Raw genomic sequence first — 18,035 nt, 5'->3', positions numbered from 1 at the left:
CCACCTGTTTTCATTCACTGCTTGCTTCCCCATCAGGAGTTTCTTCATGGCACACATCGCCGTTGTTTACCATTCGGGCTACGGCCACACCCAGCGCCTGGCCCAGGCCGTGGCCGAAGGCGCGGGCGCCGAGCTTGTCGCGATCGATGCGGACGGCAACCTGCCCGAGGGAGGCTGGGACACGCTGGCCGGCGCCAGCGCCATCATTTTCGGTTCGCCCACCTACATGGCGGGGCCGAGCTGGCAGTTCAAGAAATTCGCCGATGCCTCGTCCAAGCCCTGGTTCAGCCAGGCGTGGAAGGACAAGCTCTTCGCCGGCTTCACCAACAGCGCCAGCACCAACGGCGACAAGCAGGTCACGCTGGACTACCTGTTCCACCTGGCCATGCAGCATGGCGGCCTGTGGGTGGGCAACGGCATGATGCCTGCCAACTCCAAGGCCGCCACGCGCCAGGACGTGAACTGGATCGGCTCCTTCAGCGGCGCCATGGCGCAGTCGCCATCGGACGCCTCGGCCGCCGAGATGTTCCCGGGCGACCTGGCGACCGGCCGCCAGTTCGGCGAACGCGTGGCGGCCGCGGCCCTGCGCTGGGCCCGCTGAGCGCGCGCTTCACGCTACAGTGGCCCGCACGAGAACAAAGGAGAAGCTCCCATGACCATCGAACTGCGGCGCATCCCCGGTGCGCCGATGGCCCAGGCCGTGCACATCCGCGGCCACGAATTCGTGGCCGACGGCACCGTGCAGGAGGGCGGCGCCGACAGCGGCCCGAACCCGCATGACCTGTACGACGCGGCGCTGGGCGCCTGCAAGGCGCTCACCGTGCTGTGGTACGCGCGCCGCAAGGGCTTGCCCGTGCAGGACGTGCACACCGTGATCGAACGCGACGCCTCGGCCGAGCGTGCCGGCACCTACCGCCTTTCGGCACGGCTGCAGATCAGCGGCGACCTGACCGACGCACAGATCAGCGAGCTGGAAACCGTTGCGCAGAAATGCCCGGTGCACAAGCTCATGACCACCGTGACGACGGAGATCAGCACCTCGGCGGAGCGCATGCCATGAGCGGGCCGATCCTGCAACTCAAGGGCCACGCCAAGGACCTGGGCGGCGGCTTCACCGTGCGCCGCCTGCTGCCCGCCGTGCAGCGCCAGGCGGTCGGGCCGTTCCTGTTCTTCGACCACTTCGGCCCCGTGACCGTGGTGCCGGGAGACAGCCACGACGTGCGTCCCCATCCGCACATCGGGCTGGCCACCGTGACCTATCTGTTTTCCGGCGCCATCATGCACCGCGACAGCCTGGGATACGTGCAGCAGATCGAGCCTGGCGCCATCAACTGGATGACGGCCGGCCGGGGCATCGTGCATTCCGAGCGGCGCCCGGAAAGCCTGGCGGACACGGCCTACGTGAACCACGGCATCCAGTTGTGGGCGGCCCTGCCCACGGCGCACGAGGAGGCGGAGCCGTCGTTCGTGCACACGCCGGCGGCCACCATCCCCGAGGTGCGCGTGGGGGACGCGACGGTGCGCGTGCTCATCGGCACCGCGTTTGGGCAGACCTCCCCGGTGGCGACCTATTCCCCCACGCTGTATCTCGACGTGCAGCTGCCCGGGGGCGCCACGCTGGAAATCCCGGCGCTGGCCCAGGAGATGGCGGTGTACACGGTGGACAACCCCGTGCAGCTCGATGGCGAAGCCCTGGGTGCGCAACTGCTCGCCGTGGTGGAGCCGGGCCAGGGCATGCGCCTGTCCGTGCCCGGCGAGGCCGCTGCGCGCCTCATGGTGATCGGCGGCGATGCCCTCGATGCGCCGCGCCACATGTGGTGGAACTTCGTCTCCAGCCGCAAGGAGCGCATCGTGCAGGCGGCGGACGACTGGGATGCGCAGGCCCTGGGCCAGGTGCCCGGCGAGGTGGAGTGGATACCGCTGCCCGAGCGCCGCTTCATCAAGTAGGCAGCCACCTTGGCGAAGGCCCCTGCCCGTTCATGCGAGGCGGTGGCCCCGCATGGCTGCTTGCTGAATTTTCAAGTCAAACAGGGTGCCCGCGCTTGTCCAGCAAGCGCTGGTTGCTCACTTTTTTGATTCTTCGGCCGCCGACAGGTCGCTGGCCAGCACCGCGCGTTCGTCGAACACAAAGCAGCCACCGCGGTAGTGGGCGCCATCGGTCAACTCGAAATACTTGAGGATGCCGCCTTCGAGCTGATAGACATGGGAGAGGCCTTCCTCGCGCATGAGGATGGCTGCCTTCTCGCAGCGGATGCCGCCCGTGCAGAAGCTCACCACGGTCTTGTCCTGCAGCGCATCCTTGTGCGCGCGCAGGGCGGGGGGAAATTCGGTGAACTTGCCGATGCGCCAGTCAATCGCGTTGTCGAAGGTGCCGTGGTCCACCTCGAAGGCATTGCGCGTGTCGAGCGTGACCACTTCGCGGCCCTCGTCGTCGTGTCCCTGCTCCAGCCAGCGGCGCAGCGTGGCCGGGGCCACGGAGGGCGCGCGGCCCTCCGCGGGATGGATGGCGGGATGGTCCATGCGGATGATCTCGCGCTTGACTTTCACCAGCATCTTGCGAAACGGCACCGTGGCCGACCAGCTTTCCTTGGGGTCGAGGTCGGCGAAGCGCGCATCGGTGCGCAGCGCATCCACGAACCCGCGCACCGCGTCCGCGGGCCCCGCCAGGAAGAAGTTGATGCCTTCGCCTGCCAGCAGGATGGTGCCCTTGAGGTCCGCCGCGGTGGCGCGCGCTTGCAGCAGGTCGCGCAGCGCCGCCGCGTCGGGCAGGGGCACGAACTTGTAGCAGGAGATATTGAGGATGTTGTCCATGGGATTCACGGCAAGGCAGCGCAATGGGGCCGCTGTGCTTCGCCTTCCGCGCGGGCCGCCGCCGTGCAGCCCGGGGCCCGCAGCAGCCCGCGGGGTGCTCAGGGGGCGGGCGTCAGCAGCGTGGTTTCGATCTTGTTGGCCAGCTGGGCAATGGCCAGGGCCGCGGGGCAGCCCGGGGTCTGCAGCAACAGCAGCTGGCGGCGCATCACGGCGTCGCGCACGGAAGGGTCGGCCGGGATGTCGCCCATGTGGATGAGGCGCATGGGGCGGCCCGACTCGGTGCTCACAAAGCGGTCCAGCACCTGTTGCAGCTGGCTGGTGATGGCACGGCCATCGCCCGGGCGCGCGGCCTGGTTGATGACCATGCGCACGTGCTGGCGCTTTTGCTGCATGGCCAGCACCTTGATGGCCGCATAGGCGTCGGTCAGCGAGGTGGGTTCGGGCGTTGCCACGATCAGCACCTCGGAGGCGAGCGAAATGGAGAACAGCACCACGTCGGAGATCCCGGCGCCGGTGTCGAGCAGCACCACGTCGTACTGGGGCGTGAGCGCCTGGATCACGCTCAGGAACTGGTTGCGCACCTCGGGCGTCAGGCGCGAATACTCGACCATCCCCGATCCCGCCAGCAGAACGTTGAAGCCGCCGGGCGCCTGGATCACGGCTTCGTCCAGCGTGGCCTTGCCGGTGAAGACATCGTGCAGCGTGATTTTCGGGTGCAGGTTCAGCACCACGTCGAGGTTGGCCAGGCCCAGGTCGGCATCGAGCACCAGCACACGCTGGCCGCGGCGGGTCAGGGCGGCGGCCAGGTTGGCAGAAACAAAGGTCTTGCCCACCCCGCCCTTGCCGCTCGTGACCGCAATGATGCGGGCGCCCCCGGGGGCGGGGGCGTGGGGCGTGGCCGGGCCGGCAGGAACTGCTGGCGATGTGGGTGGGGAGGGGGACAGCGCGTCGCTCATCTTCTAACTTTCAGTAGGCGCTGCCTGTTGGGTCCAGCGGGGGCAGATCGCCCCAGCCCGAGGGGGTGTAGAGCGGTCCGAACAACAGGCTTTTCTCTTCGGCACTGACCGTGCTGTCGGGCTGCTCCTCGATGCTGACGCGGTTGCGACCTTCGGCCTTGGCCTGGTAGAGCTGGTGGTCGGCACGGTCCGTCCACAGCAGCGTGGTCGAACGGATCCACTGCATGGCGAAGGCGCCGCCTATGCTCACCGACACGTTGAGCTCCACCGTGCTGGAAACCCGGATGGGCGTGTTGGCCACTGCGCGCCGGATGCGCTCGGCCACCACGCGGCCAAACCCTGCCTGGCATGCGGGCAGCACCACCGCGAACTCTTCGCCGCCATAGCGTGCCAGCGTGTCCATGGGGCGCACACAGGCATTGAGCGTGCGGGCCACCGACTGCAGCACGATGTCGCCGGCCAGATGGCCATGCGTGTCGTTCACTTTCTTGAAGTGGTCGATATCGAGCATGAGCAGCAGCGCGGCCTCGCCGGAGCGCGTGACGCGGTCGATTTCGCGCTCGAGCACCGCCCGGAAATGCCGGCGATTGGCCAGGCCGGTGAGCGGGTCCTTGAGGGACAGCTCGCACAGGCCGTCGATCAGGCCCTGCAGGTAGCGCGAAGGCACCTCGCGGTGCAATGCAGCTTCGCTGCCGCTGGCCTGAGCCACCAGCGCGTGTGCAGTATCCAGGCGAAGGTCGCGCAGATCTACAAGGTAAGAGGCCGCAGAGTCAGACACAAATGGAGCAAAGAGAGTTTATGAAGTGTACCAGTGCGTCAGCAAAAAGAGGGCCAGCCCTGTGTCTAGGTGAAACCCGCAAAGCTATCCCTGGACGGGGGCCGTAGAAGGGGGCAATGGCGAGGGTGGCAGCAGCTGCAGCGCCATCAAGGCGTCGGCATCGGTGCGGTACATCGCCAGGCCGGCGCCGGCGTCCAGCAGGCCCGCCTGGCGCAGTACCCGCTCCACGGGCAGCTTGAGGCCGCTCAGGTGCAGCGTGCCGCCGCGGGACCGCAGCAGGGCCAGCAGGTGGGCGAAGGTCTCCACGCCCGTCACGTCGATGCGGTTGATGGGCTGGGCCAGCAGGCACAGGTGCACCACCTCCGGGTGGGCCGCCAGGTGTTCGGTGACGCGGCGCTCCAGCGCGCTGGCGGAGGCGAAATCGAGTTCCGCATCCATGCGCAGCGCCAGCAGCCGAGGGGCGAGCGCGGGAAGATGCCACAAGTGCCGGTCGCGCAGACTGCCGTCAGGGTGCAGGCCCACCTCGATGATGCGGGGATGCAGCCGCTGGTACAGGAAGTGGCTCAGGTTCATCAGCAATCCCACCAGCACTCCCCAGTACATCCTGGGTGCCGTGGCGAGCGTCAGTGCGAAGGTGACGCCGCCGATCACCGCCTCCACCCGCGATACCCGCCACAGCCGCAGCAGCGTGCCAGGCTTGATGAGGCTGGTCACCGCGGTCACCACCACGGCCGCGAGCACCGATTGCGGCACGTGGTAGAGCGCCGGCGTGAGCCAGAGCAGCACCACCAGCACCAGCGCGATCGCAAAAACGGTGGCCCAGCCGCTTTTTGCGCCCGCGTACAGGTTGATGGCCGACCGCGAGAACGAGGCGCTGGTGGCAAAGCTGCCGCACAGCCCGCTGCTGATCTTGGCCAGGCCCTGGCCAATCAGATCCTGGTTTTCGTTCCAGCGCTCGCCCGAGCGCTGGCTTTCCACCTTGGCGCTGGACGCGGTTTCGAGAAAGCTCACCAGCGTGACCACCAGCACCGGCATCACCAGGGCGGCGAATCCCGACCAGGGGAGGGCGCCGGGCCAGTAGGGGGCGGGCAGCCCCGAAGGCAGCGCCCCCACCACGGCGCCACCAGCGTCCGCATAGCCCAGCGCCCAGCTCAGCGCGCCCGCAGCGCCCACGACGACGATGGCGGCGGGGAAATTGGGCCGCCAGCGGCGTGCCAGGGTCAGCAATGCCAGGCTTCCCAGGCCAAAAGCGGCCGCGGCGAGGTCAAACAGGCCGGGCGAGGGCGTGGACAGCAGCGCGCCCCAGTCCGACCGCAGGCCCGTGAGCGCCGCGAGCTGAGAGCCCAGGATCAACAGGGCCGCCGCCTGCGTGAAGCCACTGAGCACGGGGGATGTCACCAGGTTCAGAAGCCAGCCAAAACGCGCGATGCCCATCACCAGCTGCAGCAGTCCGGACATCAGGGCGATCCATGCCGCCATGGCCACCCATTGCGCGCTGCCCGGCTCGGCCAGGCCCGTGAGCGAAGCGCCGATCAGCAGGCTGGTGAGCGCCGTGGGACCCACGCCCAGACGGGTGGACGCACTGAACAGCACCGCCACCAGGGCGGGAATCAGCGAGGCATAAATGCCTGTCACGAGCGGCATGCCGGCCAGGGCCGCATAGGCGACCCCCTGCGGCACCAGCATCAGGCCCACCGTCATGCCGGCCCAGAACTCCCCCTTGAGCAGGGCGCGGTCGGGCCGGGGCCAGGAGAGAAAGGGAAGCCAGCGGGTCAGCGAGGAGGGGAAAGCAAGCATGCATACATTGTCGCCCCTGTCCTGAGGTGGCCCTGGCATCTGCGCGGCCGCCTGGCGGCACCGTCCTACAGGCGCTTCGGTGGCGTCCGACCCGGGGCCAGCGCAAGGTTGCCTAGAGTCGAGCCCATGTTTCAACCGCAAGGAGTTTTCGCATGAATACCCAGATGATTTCCCAGCGTCCCGCACACCGTATTGCCAGTATCCTGGCTGTGAGCGCCCTGGCCTTGGGCCTGTCGGCATGCGGCAAGAAGGACGAGCCTACCGTGGGCCAACGCTTGGACTCCGCGGTCGAGAAGACTGAACAGGCTGCCGCGGATGCCCGCATGAAAGCTGAAAGCGCCATGCAAAATGCGGAATCTTCTGCCAAGAAGGCTACCAATTCGGCTGCGGGCGCGATCGATGACGCCACTATCACTGCCCAAGTCAACGCAAGCTTGGCCAAGGACCCTGATTTGAGCGCGGTGAAAATCAATGTAGATACGGTGAACGGTAAGGTGACTTTGAACGGCCCCGCACCTTCCACCGTCGCCCGCGACCGTGCTGAAACGATTGCCAAGGGCGTTACGGGCGTCACGGAGGTCAACAACCAGCTGGTCGTGACCGCCAGCTGATTCGCCTGCCAGCGCGCCGTAGCCGCGCCGCACGCCATACGCGCCGCCAGGGGTATCCCTGGCGGCGCGCTACCATGGCTGGCATGAAAGAGCACGACACCGATCCCGCCACCCGCATCGTCCACCACGGCTACGTGCCACCCAGCGGGTTCGCGGCCCCGCAGCCGGGGGTCTACAAGGCCTCCACCGTCATTTTTCCCAACGTGGCGGCCATGCGCTCGCGCGAGTGGAAGGACAAGAGCGGCTATACCTACGGCCTGCACGGCACGCCCACCACCTTCATCCTCGAAGAGCGCCTGTGCACGCTGGAAGGGGGCCTGCAGTGCGTGCTGGTGCCCAGCGGCCTGGCGGCCATCGCCAACGTGGGGCTGGCCTTGCTCAAACCGGGCGATGAGGTGCTGATACCCGACAACGCCTACGGTCCCGGCAAGGATTTCGCCCACGGCGAACTCGCGCGTTTCGGCGTTTCCCATGGGCTGTACGACCCGCTGGACCCCGCCGACTTGGCGGCCCGCATCACGCCGGCCACGCGGCTGGTCTGGCTGGAGGCCCCGGGCTCGGTCACCATGGAGTTTCCGGATCTCTGCGAGCAGGTGCGCATCTGCCGTGCCCGTGGCGTGATCACCGCCCTGGACAACACCTGGGGGGCGGGCCTGGCGTTTGCGCCCTTCGATCTCAGCGGAGACGGCGGCCTGGGTGTGGACATCTCGGCCCATGCCCTCACCAAATACCCCAGTGGCGGCGGTGACGTGCTCATGGGCAGCGTGATCACGCGCGACCCGGGCCTGCACATGAAGATCAAGCTGACCCACATGCGGCTGGGCCTGGGGGTGGGCGGCAACGATGCCGAGGCCGTGCTGCGTGCCTTGCCCAGCATTGGCTTGCGCTACCGCGCCCATGACAGGGCGGCCCGCGGCCTGGCGCAGTGGATGCAGCAGCAGCCTGCCGTGGCCCAGGTCCTGCACCCGGCGCTGGCGGGGGCGCCTGGCCACGGCCACTGGAAGGCGCTGTGTGGTGCGGCCGACGGCGGCGAGGGCGCGGCCGCCGGGTTGTTCAGCGTGATGATCCACGCGCGCCACACCCAGCAGCAGGTGGACGTGTTCTGCGACAGCCTGCGCCTGTTCAAGCTCGGCTACAGCTGGGGCGGGCCGATGAGCCTGGTGGTGCCTTACCAACTTGCCAGCATGCGCAGCCGTCCCACGGCGCATCTCCAGCCCGGCACGCTCGTGCGGTTTTCCATCGGGCTGGAAGCGGAGGAGGATCTTCGGCAGGACCTGCAGCAGGCCCTGGAGCGGGCCTTCCCGGAGGCCTGACACCGGCCGGACGTGCCAGGGGGTGGTAGTTTCCGCAGTGGCGTGCAAGTGCCGGGGGGCTTAGTGTGGCGGCATGACTGCCACCTCTTCCAAGCCCGCCCCCGACGCGGCAGGCCCCGCGGGCTCCATGGCCGCCGACACCGGCGCCGCGCAGCAGGTCACCCTGCAGCGCCTTCGCCTGGCCGACCCGTTGCGCTGGCTCGCCAGGGGCCTGCGGGACGTGCGCGCCGCGCCCGGCATCGCCGTGTTCTACGGCACGTGCTTCTGGGCCATGGCGCTGGTGCTGGGCTGGGTCTTTCGCACCCGGCCGGAGTACACGATGTCCCTGGCCAGCGGCTGCCTGCTGCTGGGCCCTTTCCTGGCCATGGGGCTGTATGACACCAGCCGGCGGCGCGAGGCGGGGCTGGCGCCGGCATTGAGCGAGTCGCTCACCTGCTGGGACGGCCACATGGGCAGCATGGGCATGCTGGTGCTGGTCCTCGTGGTGCTCGAGCTGCTGTGGGGCCGTGCCTCGCTGGTGGTGTTCGCCGTGTTCTTCAACACCGGCATGCCATCGACCACGGGCGTGCTGCAGGCGGTCTTCAACCCGCAGAACTGGAGCTTCGTCGCGGTCTATGCCGTGGTCGGGGGCGTGTTCGCGGCACTGGTGTTCTCCACATCCGTCGTGTCCATCCCCATGATCCTCGACCGCGACACCGACGCCCTCACGGCCGGCATCACGAGCATGCGCGTGGTGGTGGAAAACACTGCCGTGATGCTGCTCTGGGGGGCGATCATTACCGCCGCGGTGGCCGTTTCGCTCTGGTTCTGGGGCATTGGGCTGCTTCTGGCGGGCCCTGTCCTGGGCCATGCCAGCTGGCATGCGTACCGTGCATCAGTAACCCCACTGCGGCCCGCTGCGGCATGTGCCTGAAAAAAGACCATGCTGTTACAGTGAGCCTCTACTTCAGGAAGCAACTACCTTGGCAACACCCAACTACGGATACGAAAAACGCCAGCGCGAACTCGCCAAAAAGAAAAAAAAGGAAGAGAAGCTGAGGGCCAAAACACAGCGCCGGCCCGATGACCCGCAGGGGGACCAGCCCTCGGACGGTCAGCCAGCCGAGGGCGCGGATGCCCCTGCCGGTCAGCCCGCGGATTCCACCGGCGCCTGAGGCGCCGGGCCCATTTCAGCGCAGCAATTTCCTGAGTTCCGGCCATACGTTGGCCAGCATCTGCGGATGCGCCTCGGCGCGTGGGTGGATGCGGTCCGGCTGGAACAGGCGGGTCGGGTCCGCCCCGTCCGCCACGCCCTTCAGGAAGAAGGGGACCACGGCGGCCTTCTGGGCCTGCGCGACCGTGGCGAACAGGCCCGCAAACCGGTTCGCGTAGTCGGTGCCATAGTTGGGCGGCACCTGCATCCCCACCAGCAGCACCCTGGCGCCGGCCTTTTGCGCCGCCTGCGTCATCCACGTCAGGTTCTCTTCGGTATTCTTGAGCGGCAGCCCGCGCAGGGCATCGTTGCCGCCCAGTTCAATCACCACATGGCTGGGCTTGTGCTGCGCCAGCAGCGCTGCCAGACGCGAGCGCCCGCCCGCGGTGGTCTCCCCGCTCACGCTGGCGTTGACCACGGTGGCCGCCAGCTTGTCCTGGGCGAGCTGCTTTTCCAGCAGGGCCACCCAGCCCGTGCCGCGCGCCAGCCCGTACTCGGCGCTCAGGGAGTCTCCCAGTACGAGGATGAGGGGAGGGCGAGGCGGCGTGGCCGCGGCTTTCGCGCTGGCCTGGGCCCAGGCGGTGGGGGCGCAAGCCCCCACCACGGCGCCGGTGGCGGCGCTCAGGATAAAGTGGCGTCGATGCAGATCTCGAATCAAAGTAAAGAGCCTTTCATGTCCGAATCCCTCTCATCGCCCGTGGCATCGGCCACGGCGCCGTCCGCGGCACCCATTATTGCCGTGGAGCATGTCTTCAAGTCGGTGACGGATTCCACCGGAACGCTCGACATTCTGCGGGATATCGATTTCCGCCTGGCCTCCAGGGAAACTGCGGCCATCGTGGGGGCTTCGGGATCGGGCAAGAGCACCTTGCTGTCCATCATCGCGGGGCTGGACACCCCCACGCGGGGCACCGTGCGCCTGGACGGGCACGACCTCTTTGCCATCGACGAGGATGCGCGCGCCGCGCTGCGCGCCCAGAAGGTGGGCTTCGTGTTCCAGAGCTTTCAGCTCATGGGCAACCTCACCGCGCTGGAGAACGTGATGCTGCCGCTGGAGCTGGCCAACCGGCGCGATGCGCGCAAGGCCGCCGCCGACATGCTGGCCCGCGTGGGCCTGGGGCAGCGCCTCGCGCACTACCCCAAGGTGCTGTCGGGCGGCGAGCAGCAGCGCGTGGCGCTGGCGCGTGCCTTCGTGGTGCAGCCGGCGGTGCTGCTGGCCGACGAGCCCACGGGCAGCCTGGACTTCGCCACCGGCGAGACGATCATGAAGCTCATGTTCGACCTCAACCGCGAACAGGGCACGACCCTGGTGCTGGTCACGCACGACCGGGCCATCGCCGACCAGTGCGAGCGGCGCATCACCATCGAGGCCGGGCGGGTCGTTTGAGTTCAAGTGCTGTTTGCACTAAAGCGCAAGCAGTGCAAACGCCTGCAGCTATAAAAATGATAGCTATGACGTGCAACGGATAATCACGCCATGTCCAGCCCCAAAGTTCTCTTCGGCTTTCACGCCGTGGGCGTGCGTCTGAAGACCGCGCCGAAATCCATCATCGAGATTTACTACGAAGCCACGCGGCGCGACGCCCGCATGCGCCAGTTTCTCGACCGTGCCCGCGAGGCCGGTGCCCGCCTGATCGAGGCCGACAGCGTGCGCATCGCCAAGCTGGCCGGCAGCCACGGCCACCAGGGCGTGGCCGCGCGGGTGGAGCCCGTGGCCCAGGTCACTTCGCTGGACGAACTGCTGGAGAACCTGGAAGCCGCCGGCATCGAGCAGCCTTTGCTGCTGGTGCTCGACGGCGTGACCGACCCGCACAACCTGGGCGCCTGCCTGCGCGTCGCCGATGGCGCGGGCGCGCATGCCGTCATCGCCCCCAAGGACCATGCCGTGGGCATCAACGCCACGGTGGCCAAGGTGGCCAGCGGCGCGGCCGAGACCATGCCGTACTTCATGGTCACCAATCTGGCGCGCACGCTGGGCGAGCTCAAGGAGCGCAACATCTGGTGCATCGGCACCAGCGACGATGCGCCCAAGACGGTCTACCAGGTGGACCTGAAAGGCCCCGTGGCCCTGGTGCTGGGCGCCGAGGGCGATGGCATGCGCCAGCTCACGCGCAAGACCTGCGACGAACTGGTGAGCATTCCCATGAAGGGCGCGGTCGAGAGCCTGAACGTGTCGGTGGCCAGCGGCGTGTGCCTGTATGAGGCGCTCCGTCAACGCTCCTGATTCCTGCGCCGGCCCGGACGACGCAGGAGGGGCCTTGCTGGACACCGTGAAGGACTGGGTGCGGCAGGCCCGCCACATCGCCGTGCTGACCGGGGCGGGCGTGAGCGCGGAATCGGGGGTGCCCACCTTCCGTGACGCCCGGACGGGCTACTGGGCCCAGTTCCGCCCCGAGGACATGGCGACCGAGGAAGGCTTTCGCGCCCACCCCCAGCGCGTGTGGGACTGGTACCAGTACCGGCGCGATCTGCTGCAGGGGGTGGCGCCCAATGCGGGGCATTTTGCGCTGGCCGATTTTCAGCGTGGCGATCCTGGCCGCCTCACGCTCATCACCCAGAACGTCGATGGCCTGCACCAGCGTGCCGGCAGCGCCGGAGTGCTGTGCCTGCACGGCGACATCTTCCAGGACCGCTGGCTGGATATGCCGCGCAACTGCTGCCATGTCGACCACGCCGTGGCGGGCCGTCCGCCATATTGCGACCGCTGCGGCAACCTGCTGCGCCCCGGGGTGGTGTGGTTCGGGGAGGCCCTGCCGTATGCAACGCTCGAGGCCGCGCAGCACGCAGCCGGGCGTTGCGACCTGATGCTGGTCGTGGGCACGGCCGGTGCGGTCTACCCGGCGGCCGGCCTGGCGCACCAGGCGCGCGCGGCCGGTGCCCGGGTGGCGGTGCTCAACCCCGCGCCCAGCGAGCTGGATGGCGCCGCGCATGCGGTGCTGCGTGGCACCGCCGCCACGCTCCTGCCGCAACTGCTGCTGGCCCGCGGCTAGAGCGCAGGCAGGTTCTTTGCTGCGGGCCGGCGGCCGTGGTGTGACGTGATGCGCACAGCTGTCGCGAAGCTGACAAGTGAAACCCGCATCTGCCTGTAGCCTGCGCCACCTTTGCACTACTTTGGGGCGTATCGACATGAGCCGTAGACACTTTCTTTTGCGCGCCACCCAGGCCGTGGCTGCCACCGGCTTGCCCGCATGGGCCCAGACCGCCATGGCCGCAGAAGAAGCCCTGACCGCCCGGAGCGTCAACCTGGGCTGCTCCATCGCGCTGACCGGCCCGCTGGGCCAGGCAGGCATCGAGCAGGTGGCGGGCATGAAGGCGGCGTTTGCCGAAGTGAACAGCGCCGGCGGCGTGCACGGCCGCGAGATCCGCATGGAGATCAAGGACGACGGCTATGTGGCCAGCCGCACCCTGCAGAACGTGACCGGCATGGTCGAGGCGCAGTCGGTGTTCGCGCTGATCTCGCCGCTGGGCACGGCCAATACCGCGTCCATTCTTCCGCTCATCGAATCCAAGGGCATTCCCACCGTGGGGCCCGTCACGGGCGCCACTTCGCTGCGCATGCCCGAAAACCGCCATGTGTTCTTCCTGCGCCCCACGTACCGCGAAGAGACGCAGCGCCTGGTCAAGCAGATCGTGGACATGGGCCTCAAGCGCATTGCCGTGGTCTACCTGGACAACCCCTTTGGCAAGGAAGTGCTCAAGGACATGTCCAAGGTGCTCGACGAGATCAAGGTCGAGCGCGCGGGCGAGTTTGCCCTGGCCGTGGATGGCAAGAACGGCGCCGAGCTGGCCGACAAGGTGGCCGCCGAGCGCCCGGGCGCCGTGCTGCTGGCCACCACCGGCACGGCCAACACCGCGTTCGTGCAGGCCTTTCGCGCCAAGGCGCAGGGCGTGCCGCTGGCGGGCCTGTCGGTCACGGTGATCTCCTCCGAGCTGCCCAAGCTCGCCGCTTCCACGCGCGGCCTGGCGCTGGTGCAGGTGTTCCCGGATGCCAACTCGCAAAAGTCGGTGGTGGTGCGCAAGTTCCAGAGCAGCATGAAGGCCACGGGCGGCGATGCGGCGTTCCTGAACAGCGGCAGCGCGCTGGAAGGCTGGCTCAACGGCCAGATCATGATCGAGGGCCTGAAGAATGCCGGCAAGGACGTCACGCGTGAACGCCTGCGCTCGGGCCTGGCCAGCATCCGCTCGCTGTCGTTCGGCGACTTCAACGTGGGCTTTGGCAACAAGGCGCCCTACATCGGTTCGGACGCGATCTACCTGGCGGTGTACGCGGAGAACGGACGCCGCATCAGCTAGGCGACCAGCAGCGGCCCAGCCCCCGCTGGGCCAGCGGCCTCGCGGGGCCCGCGCCGCCGCCGGCCCCGTGCCCGGCCGGCGCGCTAGACCCTAGACCCAGCCCACGGCCCCCAGCACGGCGCCCGCGGCCAGCATCCACAGCAGGTGCAGCCTGGTGCGCCACACCAGCACCACGGTGACGGCGCTCAGCAGCCACAGGGGCCAGGCCGTGGCCGGGCCGCCATGGGCGCGCGCCAGCACCCAGGAGGTGGCCAGCAGCAGGCCGATGACCACCGGCGCCATGCCTTGCTTGAAGGCGCGCACGCCCCGGCGCTCGCGGTTGCGGTGCCCCCAGCGCGTGGCCAGCCAGGTGAGCAGGCTGCTGGGCAGCATCACGCCCAGCATGCACACCGCCATGCCCAGCGCGCCCAGCAGCCAGCCGGCCATGCCGGGGCCTCCGGCGTTGATGCCCACGTTCCATCCCAGCAGCGCGATGAACAGCACGTTGGGGCCGGGTGCGGCCTGGGCGATGGCGATGGAGGCGTTGAACTGCGGGTCGGTCAGCCAAGCCTGGCGCTCGACCAGGAAGCGGTGCATGTCGGGCGCGGTGGCGATGGCGCCGCCCACGGCCAGCAGCGACAGCGACATGTAGTACAGGAAGAGGTTGAACCAGTCGGCGGGGCCGAGCGCGAGCAGCGGGGCGGTCAATGCGGTGGAGGCGGACGTGTTCATGGCGCGAGCTTCCTCCAGGTGAGCAGGCATGCCGCGCCGCCGACCACCGGCAGGATCCACAGCAGTGGCCAGCGCAGCACCACCATGGCCACGATGGTGAGCGCCACGAAGGCCACGCACAGCGGGCGGCCCAGGGGGTGTTTCTGGATGGAGGCGAAGAGCTTGATGCCCACCCCGGCGATCAGCCCCGCCGCCACGGCGCCCATGCCGCGCAGCGCGCCCGCCACGGCCGGGTGGCTGGAGAACTCGGCATAGACCACGGCCAGGGCCAGCACCAGGATCAGCGGAAAGGTCAGCATGCCCGCTAGCGCCGCGAGCGCGCCGCGCAGGCCGAAGTAGCGGTCGCCGATCATGATGCTGAGGTTGACCACGTTGGGGCCCGGCATGATCTGCGCCACCGCCCAGTCCTCGACGAATTCCTCGTTCGTCATCCAGCGTTTTTTCTCCACCAGTTCGCGCTGCACCACGGCCAGTACGCCGCCAAATCCCTGCAGGGCCAGCCAGGTGAAGGACCAGAACAGGTCGGCAGGGTTGCGCGGCTGTGGCCGGGGCGCGGGTTCGGGGGGCGGGGACGGCAGATCGGTGGCTGTGGCCATGGGGAAAATTTGGTCAAAATGGCTACTAGCGCTTTTGCAGCAAGCGCTGGCAGCTATCAAATCAGGAGTATTCGGGGTGCGCGGCCCGGCGCGCGGCGCCCAGGCGCCATGTTACGCGCGCCACGCCGCGCGCGCGGGGGGCAGGCCTCGCGTTGCGGCAAGGCTGGGCCTGCGATTCGCGTCGCCAGCACCATGGCAGGGTGGCGTTGGGGCTGCGCCCTGGCCGCGCGCCGGGGCTCAGCCCAGCTTGCCGCGCAGCAGATGGTCCTTGTTGCGCCAGCCTGCCTGTTCGGGAGTGCCCACCTTGAACAGCTTCAGGTCCGCCTGGCTGGCGTGCCTGACCCGCAGGACCTTGAAGCTGGCCTGGTTCGCGTAGGCCACGAAGAACCAGATCGCATCGCCGCTGGCCTGCGTGGCATAGGCCACCTCGTGCCAGCACAGGTCGGCCAGGCTTTCGTGGGCGACCTCGCACACGCGCGCATCGGCCTGGTGCTCGTACTTCACTTCCAGGATCTTGGCCATGGGCATCCTTTCTGGCGGTCAGGCGGTGAAGGTGGCTGTGCGCAAGGGAAGCCGCCGCGCCGCGCAACCACCGGCCCCGCCACCCGAGTATCCGGGCTTTGGGGGCGCTGCGGTGCGTGCCCTGCGGGTCTGTCGTATTTTTGGGCCGAAACCGCCCTGAGCGCTGGTTGGGTCAGCGTGCGACGCTATCATTTTTGGAGGTTGTCGTGGAAATGCCCCCGGGCCTGGCCCGCCGCTCAGTCTTCCACCTGCGCGGATTCCACGAACACCAGCTCGCACGAATGCGCGCCCGAGTCCGACCGCGTGAGCGAGCTGGTCCAGCGCCAGCCGCTGGGGTGGGAGACCTCGACCAGCTTGCCCGTGATGCGGATGTACCCTCCCTTGCGTGCCTTCTTGAGCGCCCGTTCCACCGTGGGCGTGGCCGCGATCATGTGCATGTTGGCGGACGATTCGATGATCTCCTGCAGCGGGATGGGCGGCTGGTCGCGCCAGGAGTAGCGGTACCAGCGGTTGCCCTGGGTGATGCCCAGGGGCTCGTACACGGCCGGCTCCGCCATGCGCTTCCACCCCAGCGCCAGGTCCACGGGGGAGAGCTCGGCTTCCTTGCCCGCGTGGTAGTCCTCGCGTGCCAGCACCCGTGCGCGCACCGCGAATGCCGCCAGCGGCTTGACCTGGTAGCCCCGGAACTCGAAAGGCGCCTCGCTGGTGGCGGCCTGCACCGGGCTGTCCGCGAACTGCTGCTGCTGCGTCACGGCGGCGGGCCCCAGGCTCTGCAGCCGCTGGTCGGTCCGGTGCACCCGCAGCTTCTCGATGGCGAAAAAGGCCACCGCCAGCGCGATGGCGATCTTGAGGAGCGTTGACAGGTTCATGCGCGGGCCGAAGAAGGGTTTGCGCGATTGTGAACAGGTTTCGGTACTGGCGGCATCCGCTGACAGCCGCAGGGGCCGTGCCCCGGCACAGCCTTGCCGGGGCACGGCCATACAGTGGCGTGATGAGCGTGCCATCTTTTCGCCACCCAGCCCGGCCCCTGCCCCCGCGCGCCAGGGGCGCCCTGGCCGTGCGCCGGGGGTGTGGCGCGGTGTCTCCATGAGCGAAGCCCTGCTTGTCCCGCTGGGCTTCCTGCTGGTGGGCCTGCTCCTGGTGGTGATGACACTGACGAGTTCGCTGATCTCGCGCGTACCGCTCAGCTCGGCCATCCTTTACCTGGCCGTGGGCGTGGGCATCGGCCCCTGGGGGCTGGGCCTGCTGGTGCTGGACCCGCTGGGCGATGCGGCGCTGCTGGAGCGGCTCACCGAGATCGCCGTGCTGATTTCGCTCTTCACCGTGGGCCTGAAGCTGGAGCTGCCGCTGCGCGATGCGCGCTGGCGCATCCCGCTGCAGCTGGCCACGGTCTCCATGCTGCTGACGGTGGGGGCCATCGCGGCCGTGGGCGTGTGGCTGCTGCGGCTGCCGCTGGGGGTGTCGGTGCTGCTGGGGGCCATCCTCGCCCCGACCGACCCCGTGCTCGCGTCGGACGTGCAGGTGGCCGACCCCCAGGACCGCGACCGCCTGCGCTTTGGCCTGACGGGCGAGGGCGGGCTCAATGACGGCACCGCGTTTCCCCTGGTGATGCTCGGCCTCGGGCTGATGTCCCTGCATGACCTGGGCGAGGGGGGATGGCGCTGGTGGGCGGTGGACGTGCTCTGGGCCGTGGCGGGGGGTGTGGGCATCGGCTTCGCGCTGGGCGCGGCAGTGGGCCGGGCCATCCTGTACCTGCGCATGCGCCACCGCGAGATGCTGGGGCCGGACGAGTTCATGGTGCTGGGCCTCATCGCGCTGGCCTATGGCACGGCCCTGCTGTGCCATGCCTACGGGTTTCTGGCCGTCTTCGCCGCCGGGCTGGCGCTGCGGCGCGTGGCGGCGCAGCCCGCCGGCCCTGCGCCGACGTTGGCGGAGGTGGAGGGCGCCACGGAAGTCGGGCACATGGAGCCCGCGCAGGCGCCGGGCCACATGATGCAGGCGGTCGAGCGCTTCAACGCCCAGCTCGAGCGCATCGCCGAAGTCGCCGTGGTGCTGGTGGTGGGCGCCTTGCTCACCGTGGTGAACTTTGATGCCGAGGTGCTGTGGTTCGTCCCCCTGCTGCTATTCGCCATCCGCCCCTTGGCGGTCTACGCCGGTTTGGTGGGGACCCGGGTGAAGCGCTCCCAGCGCCGCCTCATCGCGTGGTTTGGCATCCGCGGCATCGGCTCCGTGTACTACCTCATGTACGCCATCACGCACGGCCTGCACCCGGTGATCGCGCAGCGCCTGCTGGCGATCACGCTGGCGGTGGTGGTGGCCTCGGTGCTGCTGCACGGCATCTCGGTCACGCCGCTGATGCGGCGCTACGAGAAGCGCAAGGAGGCCAGGCGGGTGGCCGAGGACTGAAGGGCGCCGGCCGCCGGCCACGGTGGATGCCACCCGATGCCGCCGGATG

General features: G+C 68.7%; 21 protein-coding genes. 12 read left to right on the top strand and 9 right to left on the bottom strand.

Annotated elements, in window-relative coordinates:
- Nucleotides 1-46 precede the first annotated feature (46 nt).
- Genes AC07PV_RS03380 through AC07PV_RS03370 form a run of 3 tightly spaced genes read left to right on the top strand, consistent with a single transcriptional unit; the run spans nt 47 to nt 1,947 of the window.
- Nucleotides 47-601, top strand: coding sequence for a flavodoxin family protein (locus tag AC07PV_RS03380; protein WP_218295160.1), 555 nt, complete (start codon nt 47-49; stop codon nt 599-601).
- Between the two features lie 51 nt (nt 602-652).
- Complete coding sequence (locus AC07PV_RS03375; protein ID WP_369642375.1) at nt 653-1,060, top strand: OsmC family protein; 408 nt, start codon at nt 653-655, stop codon at nt 1,058-1,060.
- Nucleotides 1,057-1,947 carry a pirin family protein gene (locus AC07PV_RS03370; protein WP_218338683.1) on the top strand — a complete coding sequence of 297 codons (891 nt, stop codon included), beginning with the start codon at nt 1,057-1,059 and terminating at the stop codon, nt 1,945-1,947. Before AC07PV_RS03375 ends, AC07PV_RS03370 begins: the two co-directional genes overlap by 4 nt.
- Before the next feature lie 117 nt (nt 1,948-2,064).
- Here the strand turns inward: AC07PV_RS03370 and AC07PV_RS03365 are convergent, their stop codons facing one another.
- The 4 genes from AC07PV_RS03365 to AC07PV_RS03350 form a co-directional block, all read right to left on the bottom strand.
- On the bottom strand, nt 2,065-2,811 hold the full coding sequence (locus AC07PV_RS03365) for a sulfurtransferase (RefSeq protein WP_494629386.1): 747 nt from the start codon (nt 2,809-2,811) through the stop codon (nt 2,065-2,067).
- Between the two features lie 98 nt (nt 2,812-2,909).
- Nucleotides 2,910-3,767 carry a MinD/ParA family protein gene (locus AC07PV_RS03360; protein WP_218295156.1) on the bottom strand — a complete coding sequence of 286 codons (858 nt, stop codon included), beginning with the start codon at nt 3,765-3,767 and terminating at the stop codon, nt 2,910-2,912.
- A 10-nt stretch (nt 3,768-3,777) separates the two neighbouring features.
- Complete coding sequence (locus AC07PV_RS03355; protein WP_218295155.1) at nt 3,778-4,545, bottom strand: GGDEF domain-containing protein; 768 nt, start codon at nt 4,543-4,545, stop codon at nt 3,778-3,780.
- Between the two features lie 84 nt (nt 4,546-4,629).
- On the bottom strand, nt 4,630-6,342 hold the full coding sequence (locus AC07PV_RS03350) for a SulP family inorganic anion transporter (protein WP_494629384.1): 1,713 nt from the start codon (nt 6,340-6,342) through the stop codon (nt 4,630-4,632).
- A 152-nt stretch (nt 6,343-6,494) separates the two neighbouring features.
- Between AC07PV_RS03350 and AC07PV_RS03345 the strand changes: the two genes are divergently transcribed.
- The 4 genes from AC07PV_RS03345 to AC07PV_RS03330 all read left to right on the top strand — a co-directional run bounded on the left by AC07PV_RS03345 (nt 6,495) and on the right by AC07PV_RS03330 (nt 9,420).
- Entirely contained in the window at nt 6,495-6,953 is a 459-nt protein-coding gene (locus AC07PV_RS03345) for a BON domain-containing protein (RefSeq protein WP_218295153.1), read from the top strand.
- 74 nt (nt 6,954-7,027) lie between these two features.
- Nucleotides 7,028-8,266, top strand: coding sequence for a PLP-dependent transferase (locus AC07PV_RS03340; protein ID WP_494629382.1), 1,239 nt, complete (start codon nt 7,028-7,030; stop codon nt 8,264-8,266).
- Between the two features lie 127 nt (nt 8,267-8,393).
- Complete coding sequence (locus AC07PV_RS03335; protein WP_255590892.1) at nt 8,394-9,179, top strand: DUF2189 domain-containing protein; 786 nt, start codon at nt 8,394-8,396, stop codon at nt 9,177-9,179.
- Between the two features lie 49 nt (nt 9,180-9,228).
- A complete protein-coding gene (locus tag AC07PV_RS03330; protein WP_218295150.1) occupies nt 9,229-9,420 on the top strand; it encodes a hypothetical protein in 192 nt (63 codons plus the stop codon).
- 15 nt (nt 9,421-9,435) lie between these two features.
- On the opposite strand, the gene AC07PV_RS03325 is transcribed toward AC07PV_RS03330, so the two are convergent.
- Nucleotides 9,436-10,116 carry an arylesterase gene (locus AC07PV_RS03325; RefSeq protein ID WP_369642381.1) on the bottom strand — a complete coding sequence of 227 codons (681 nt, stop codon included), beginning with the start codon at nt 10,114-10,116 and terminating at the stop codon, nt 9,436-9,438.
- Nucleotides 10,117-10,131: 15 nt separating this feature from the next.
- Here AC07PV_RS03325 and AC07PV_RS03320 point away from each other — a divergent pair, with 15 nt between their 5' ends.
- The 4 genes from AC07PV_RS03320 (at nt 10,132) to AC07PV_RS03305 (ending at nt 13,751) form a co-directional block, all read left to right on the top strand.
- Nucleotides 10,132-10,845, top strand: coding sequence for an ABC transporter ATP-binding protein (locus tag AC07PV_RS03320; RefSeq protein WP_218295148.1), 714 nt, complete (start codon nt 10,132-10,134; stop codon nt 10,843-10,845).
- A 90-nt stretch (nt 10,846-10,935) separates the two neighbouring features.
- Nucleotides 10,936-11,682 (top strand): 23S rRNA (guanosine(2251)-2'-O)-methyltransferase RlmB, encoded by a 747-nt coding sequence (rlmB, locus tag AC07PV_RS03315; RefSeq protein ID WP_218295147.1) that lies wholly within the window; start codon nt 10,936-10,938, stop codon nt 11,680-11,682.
- A gap of 34 nt (nt 11,683-11,716) precedes the next feature.
- Nucleotides 11,717-12,448, top strand: coding sequence for an SIR2 family NAD-dependent protein deacylase (locus AC07PV_RS03310; protein WP_255590812.1), 732 nt, complete (start codon nt 11,717-11,719; stop codon nt 12,446-12,448).
- Nucleotides 12,449-12,584: 136 nt separating this feature from the next.
- A complete protein-coding gene (locus tag AC07PV_RS03305) occupies nt 12,585-13,751 on the top strand; it encodes an ABC transporter substrate-binding protein (protein ID WP_369642382.1) in 1,167 nt (388 codons plus the stop codon).
- Between the two features lie 90 nt (nt 13,752-13,841).
- Here the strand turns inward: AC07PV_RS03305 and AC07PV_RS03300 are convergent, their stop codons facing one another.
- The 4 genes from AC07PV_RS03300 to AC07PV_RS03285 all read right to left on the bottom strand — a co-directional run bounded on the left by AC07PV_RS03300 (nt 13,842) and on the right by AC07PV_RS03285 (nt 16,449).
- Nucleotides 13,842-14,462 (bottom strand): chromate transporter, encoded by a 621-nt coding sequence (locus tag AC07PV_RS03300; RefSeq protein WP_218338674.1) that lies wholly within the window; start codon nt 14,460-14,462, stop codon nt 13,842-13,844.
- Nucleotides 14,459-15,058 (bottom strand): chromate transporter, encoded by a 600-nt coding sequence (locus tag AC07PV_RS03295; RefSeq protein WP_218295143.1) that lies wholly within the window; start codon nt 15,056-15,058, stop codon nt 14,459-14,461. The genes AC07PV_RS03300 and AC07PV_RS03295 overlap by 4 nt, the downstream gene beginning before the upstream one ends.
- Nucleotides 15,059-15,295: 237 nt before the next feature.
- Nucleotides 15,296-15,580, bottom strand: coding sequence for a 7(1) septoil knot domain-containing protein (locus AC07PV_RS03290; RefSeq protein ID WP_218295142.1), 285 nt, complete (start codon nt 15,578-15,580; stop codon nt 15,296-15,298).
- Between the two features lie 236 nt (nt 15,581-15,816).
- The gene (locus AC07PV_RS03285) at nt 15,817-16,449 is read right to left on the bottom strand and encodes a hypothetical protein (protein WP_494629380.1); all 633 of its coding nucleotides are present in this window, start codon (nt 16,447-16,449) and stop codon (nt 15,817-15,819) included.
- A 217-nt stretch (nt 16,450-16,666) separates the two neighbouring features.
- On the opposite strand from AC07PV_RS03285, the gene AC07PV_RS03280 reads away from it, so the two are divergent.
- Nucleotides 16,667-17,986, top strand: a complete 1,320-nt coding sequence (locus AC07PV_RS03280) for a cation:proton antiporter (protein WP_494629378.1) — start codon at nt 16,667-16,669, stop codon at nt 17,984-17,986.
- The last annotated feature ends 49 nt before the right edge of the window (nt 17,987-18,035 follow it).

Source organism: Acidovorax sp. GW821-FHT09A11, from assembly GCF_059418365.1.
Note: the sequence above shows the minus strand (reverse complement) of the source record. Positions and strands in the feature narration are given on the sequence as shown.

What these genes read in the sequence shown, in the direction of transcription:
- AC07PV_RS03380 (WP_218295160.1), top strand. Translation starts at nt 47, where the DNA reads ATGGCACACATCGCCGTTGTTTACCATTCGGGCTACGGCCACACCCAG.
- AC07PV_RS03375 (WP_369642375.1), top strand. Translation starts at nt 653, where the DNA reads ATGACCATCGAACTGCGGCGCATCCCCGGTGCGCCGATGGCCCAGGCC.
- AC07PV_RS03370 (WP_218338683.1), top strand. Translation starts at nt 1,057, where the DNA reads ATGAGCGGGCCGATCCTGCAACTCAAGGGCCACGCCAAGGACCTGGGC.
- AC07PV_RS03365 (WP_494629386.1), bottom strand. Translation starts at nt 2,811, where the DNA reads ATGGACAACATCCTCAATATCTCCTGCTACAAGTTCGTGCCCCTGCCC.
- AC07PV_RS03360 (WP_218295156.1), bottom strand. Translation starts at nt 3,767, where the DNA reads ATGAGCGACGCGCTGTCCCCCTCCCCACCCACATCGCCAGCAGTTCCT.
- AC07PV_RS03350 (WP_494629384.1), bottom strand. Translation starts at nt 6,342, where the DNA reads ATGCTTGCTTTCCCCTCCTCGCTGACCCGCTGGCTTCCCTTTCTCTCC.
- AC07PV_RS03345 (WP_218295153.1), top strand. Translation starts at nt 6,495, where the DNA reads ATGAATACCCAGATGATTTCCCAGCGTCCCGCACACCGTATTGCCAGT.
- AC07PV_RS03340 (WP_494629382.1), top strand. Translation starts at nt 7,028, where the DNA reads ATGGCTGGCATGAAAGAGCACGACACCGATCCCGCCACCCGCATCGTC.
- AC07PV_RS03335 (WP_255590892.1), top strand. Translation starts at nt 8,394, where the DNA reads ATGGCCGCCGACACCGGCGCCGCGCAGCAGGTCACCCTGCAGCGCCTT.
- AC07PV_RS03320 (WP_218295148.1), top strand. Translation starts at nt 10,132, where the DNA reads ATGTCCGAATCCCTCTCATCGCCCGTGGCATCGGCCACGGCGCCGTCC.
- rlmB (WP_218295147.1), top strand. Translation starts at nt 10,936, where the DNA reads ATGTCCAGCCCCAAAGTTCTCTTCGGCTTTCACGCCGTGGGCGTGCGT.
- AC07PV_RS03305 (WP_369642382.1), top strand. Translation starts at nt 12,585, where the DNA reads ATGAGCCGTAGACACTTTCTTTTGCGCGCCACCCAGGCCGTGGCTGCC.
- AC07PV_RS03300 (WP_218338674.1), bottom strand. Translation starts at nt 14,462, where the DNA reads ATGAACACGTCCGCCTCCACCGCATTGACCGCCCCGCTGCTCGCGCTC.
- AC07PV_RS03295 (WP_218295143.1), bottom strand. Translation starts at nt 15,058, where the DNA reads ATGGCCACAGCCACCGATCTGCCGTCCCCGCCCCCCGAACCCGCGCCC.
- AC07PV_RS03290 (WP_218295142.1), bottom strand. Translation starts at nt 15,580, where the DNA reads ATGGCCAAGATCCTGGAAGTGAAGTACGAGCACCAGGCCGATGCGCGC.
- AC07PV_RS03285 (WP_494629380.1), bottom strand. Translation starts at nt 16,449, where the DNA reads ATGAACCTGTCAACGCTCCTCAAGATCGCCATCGCGCTGGCGGTGGCC.
- AC07PV_RS03280 (WP_494629378.1), top strand. Translation starts at nt 16,667, where the DNA reads ATGAGCGAAGCCCTGCTTGTCCCGCTGGGCTTCCTGCTGGTGGGCCTG.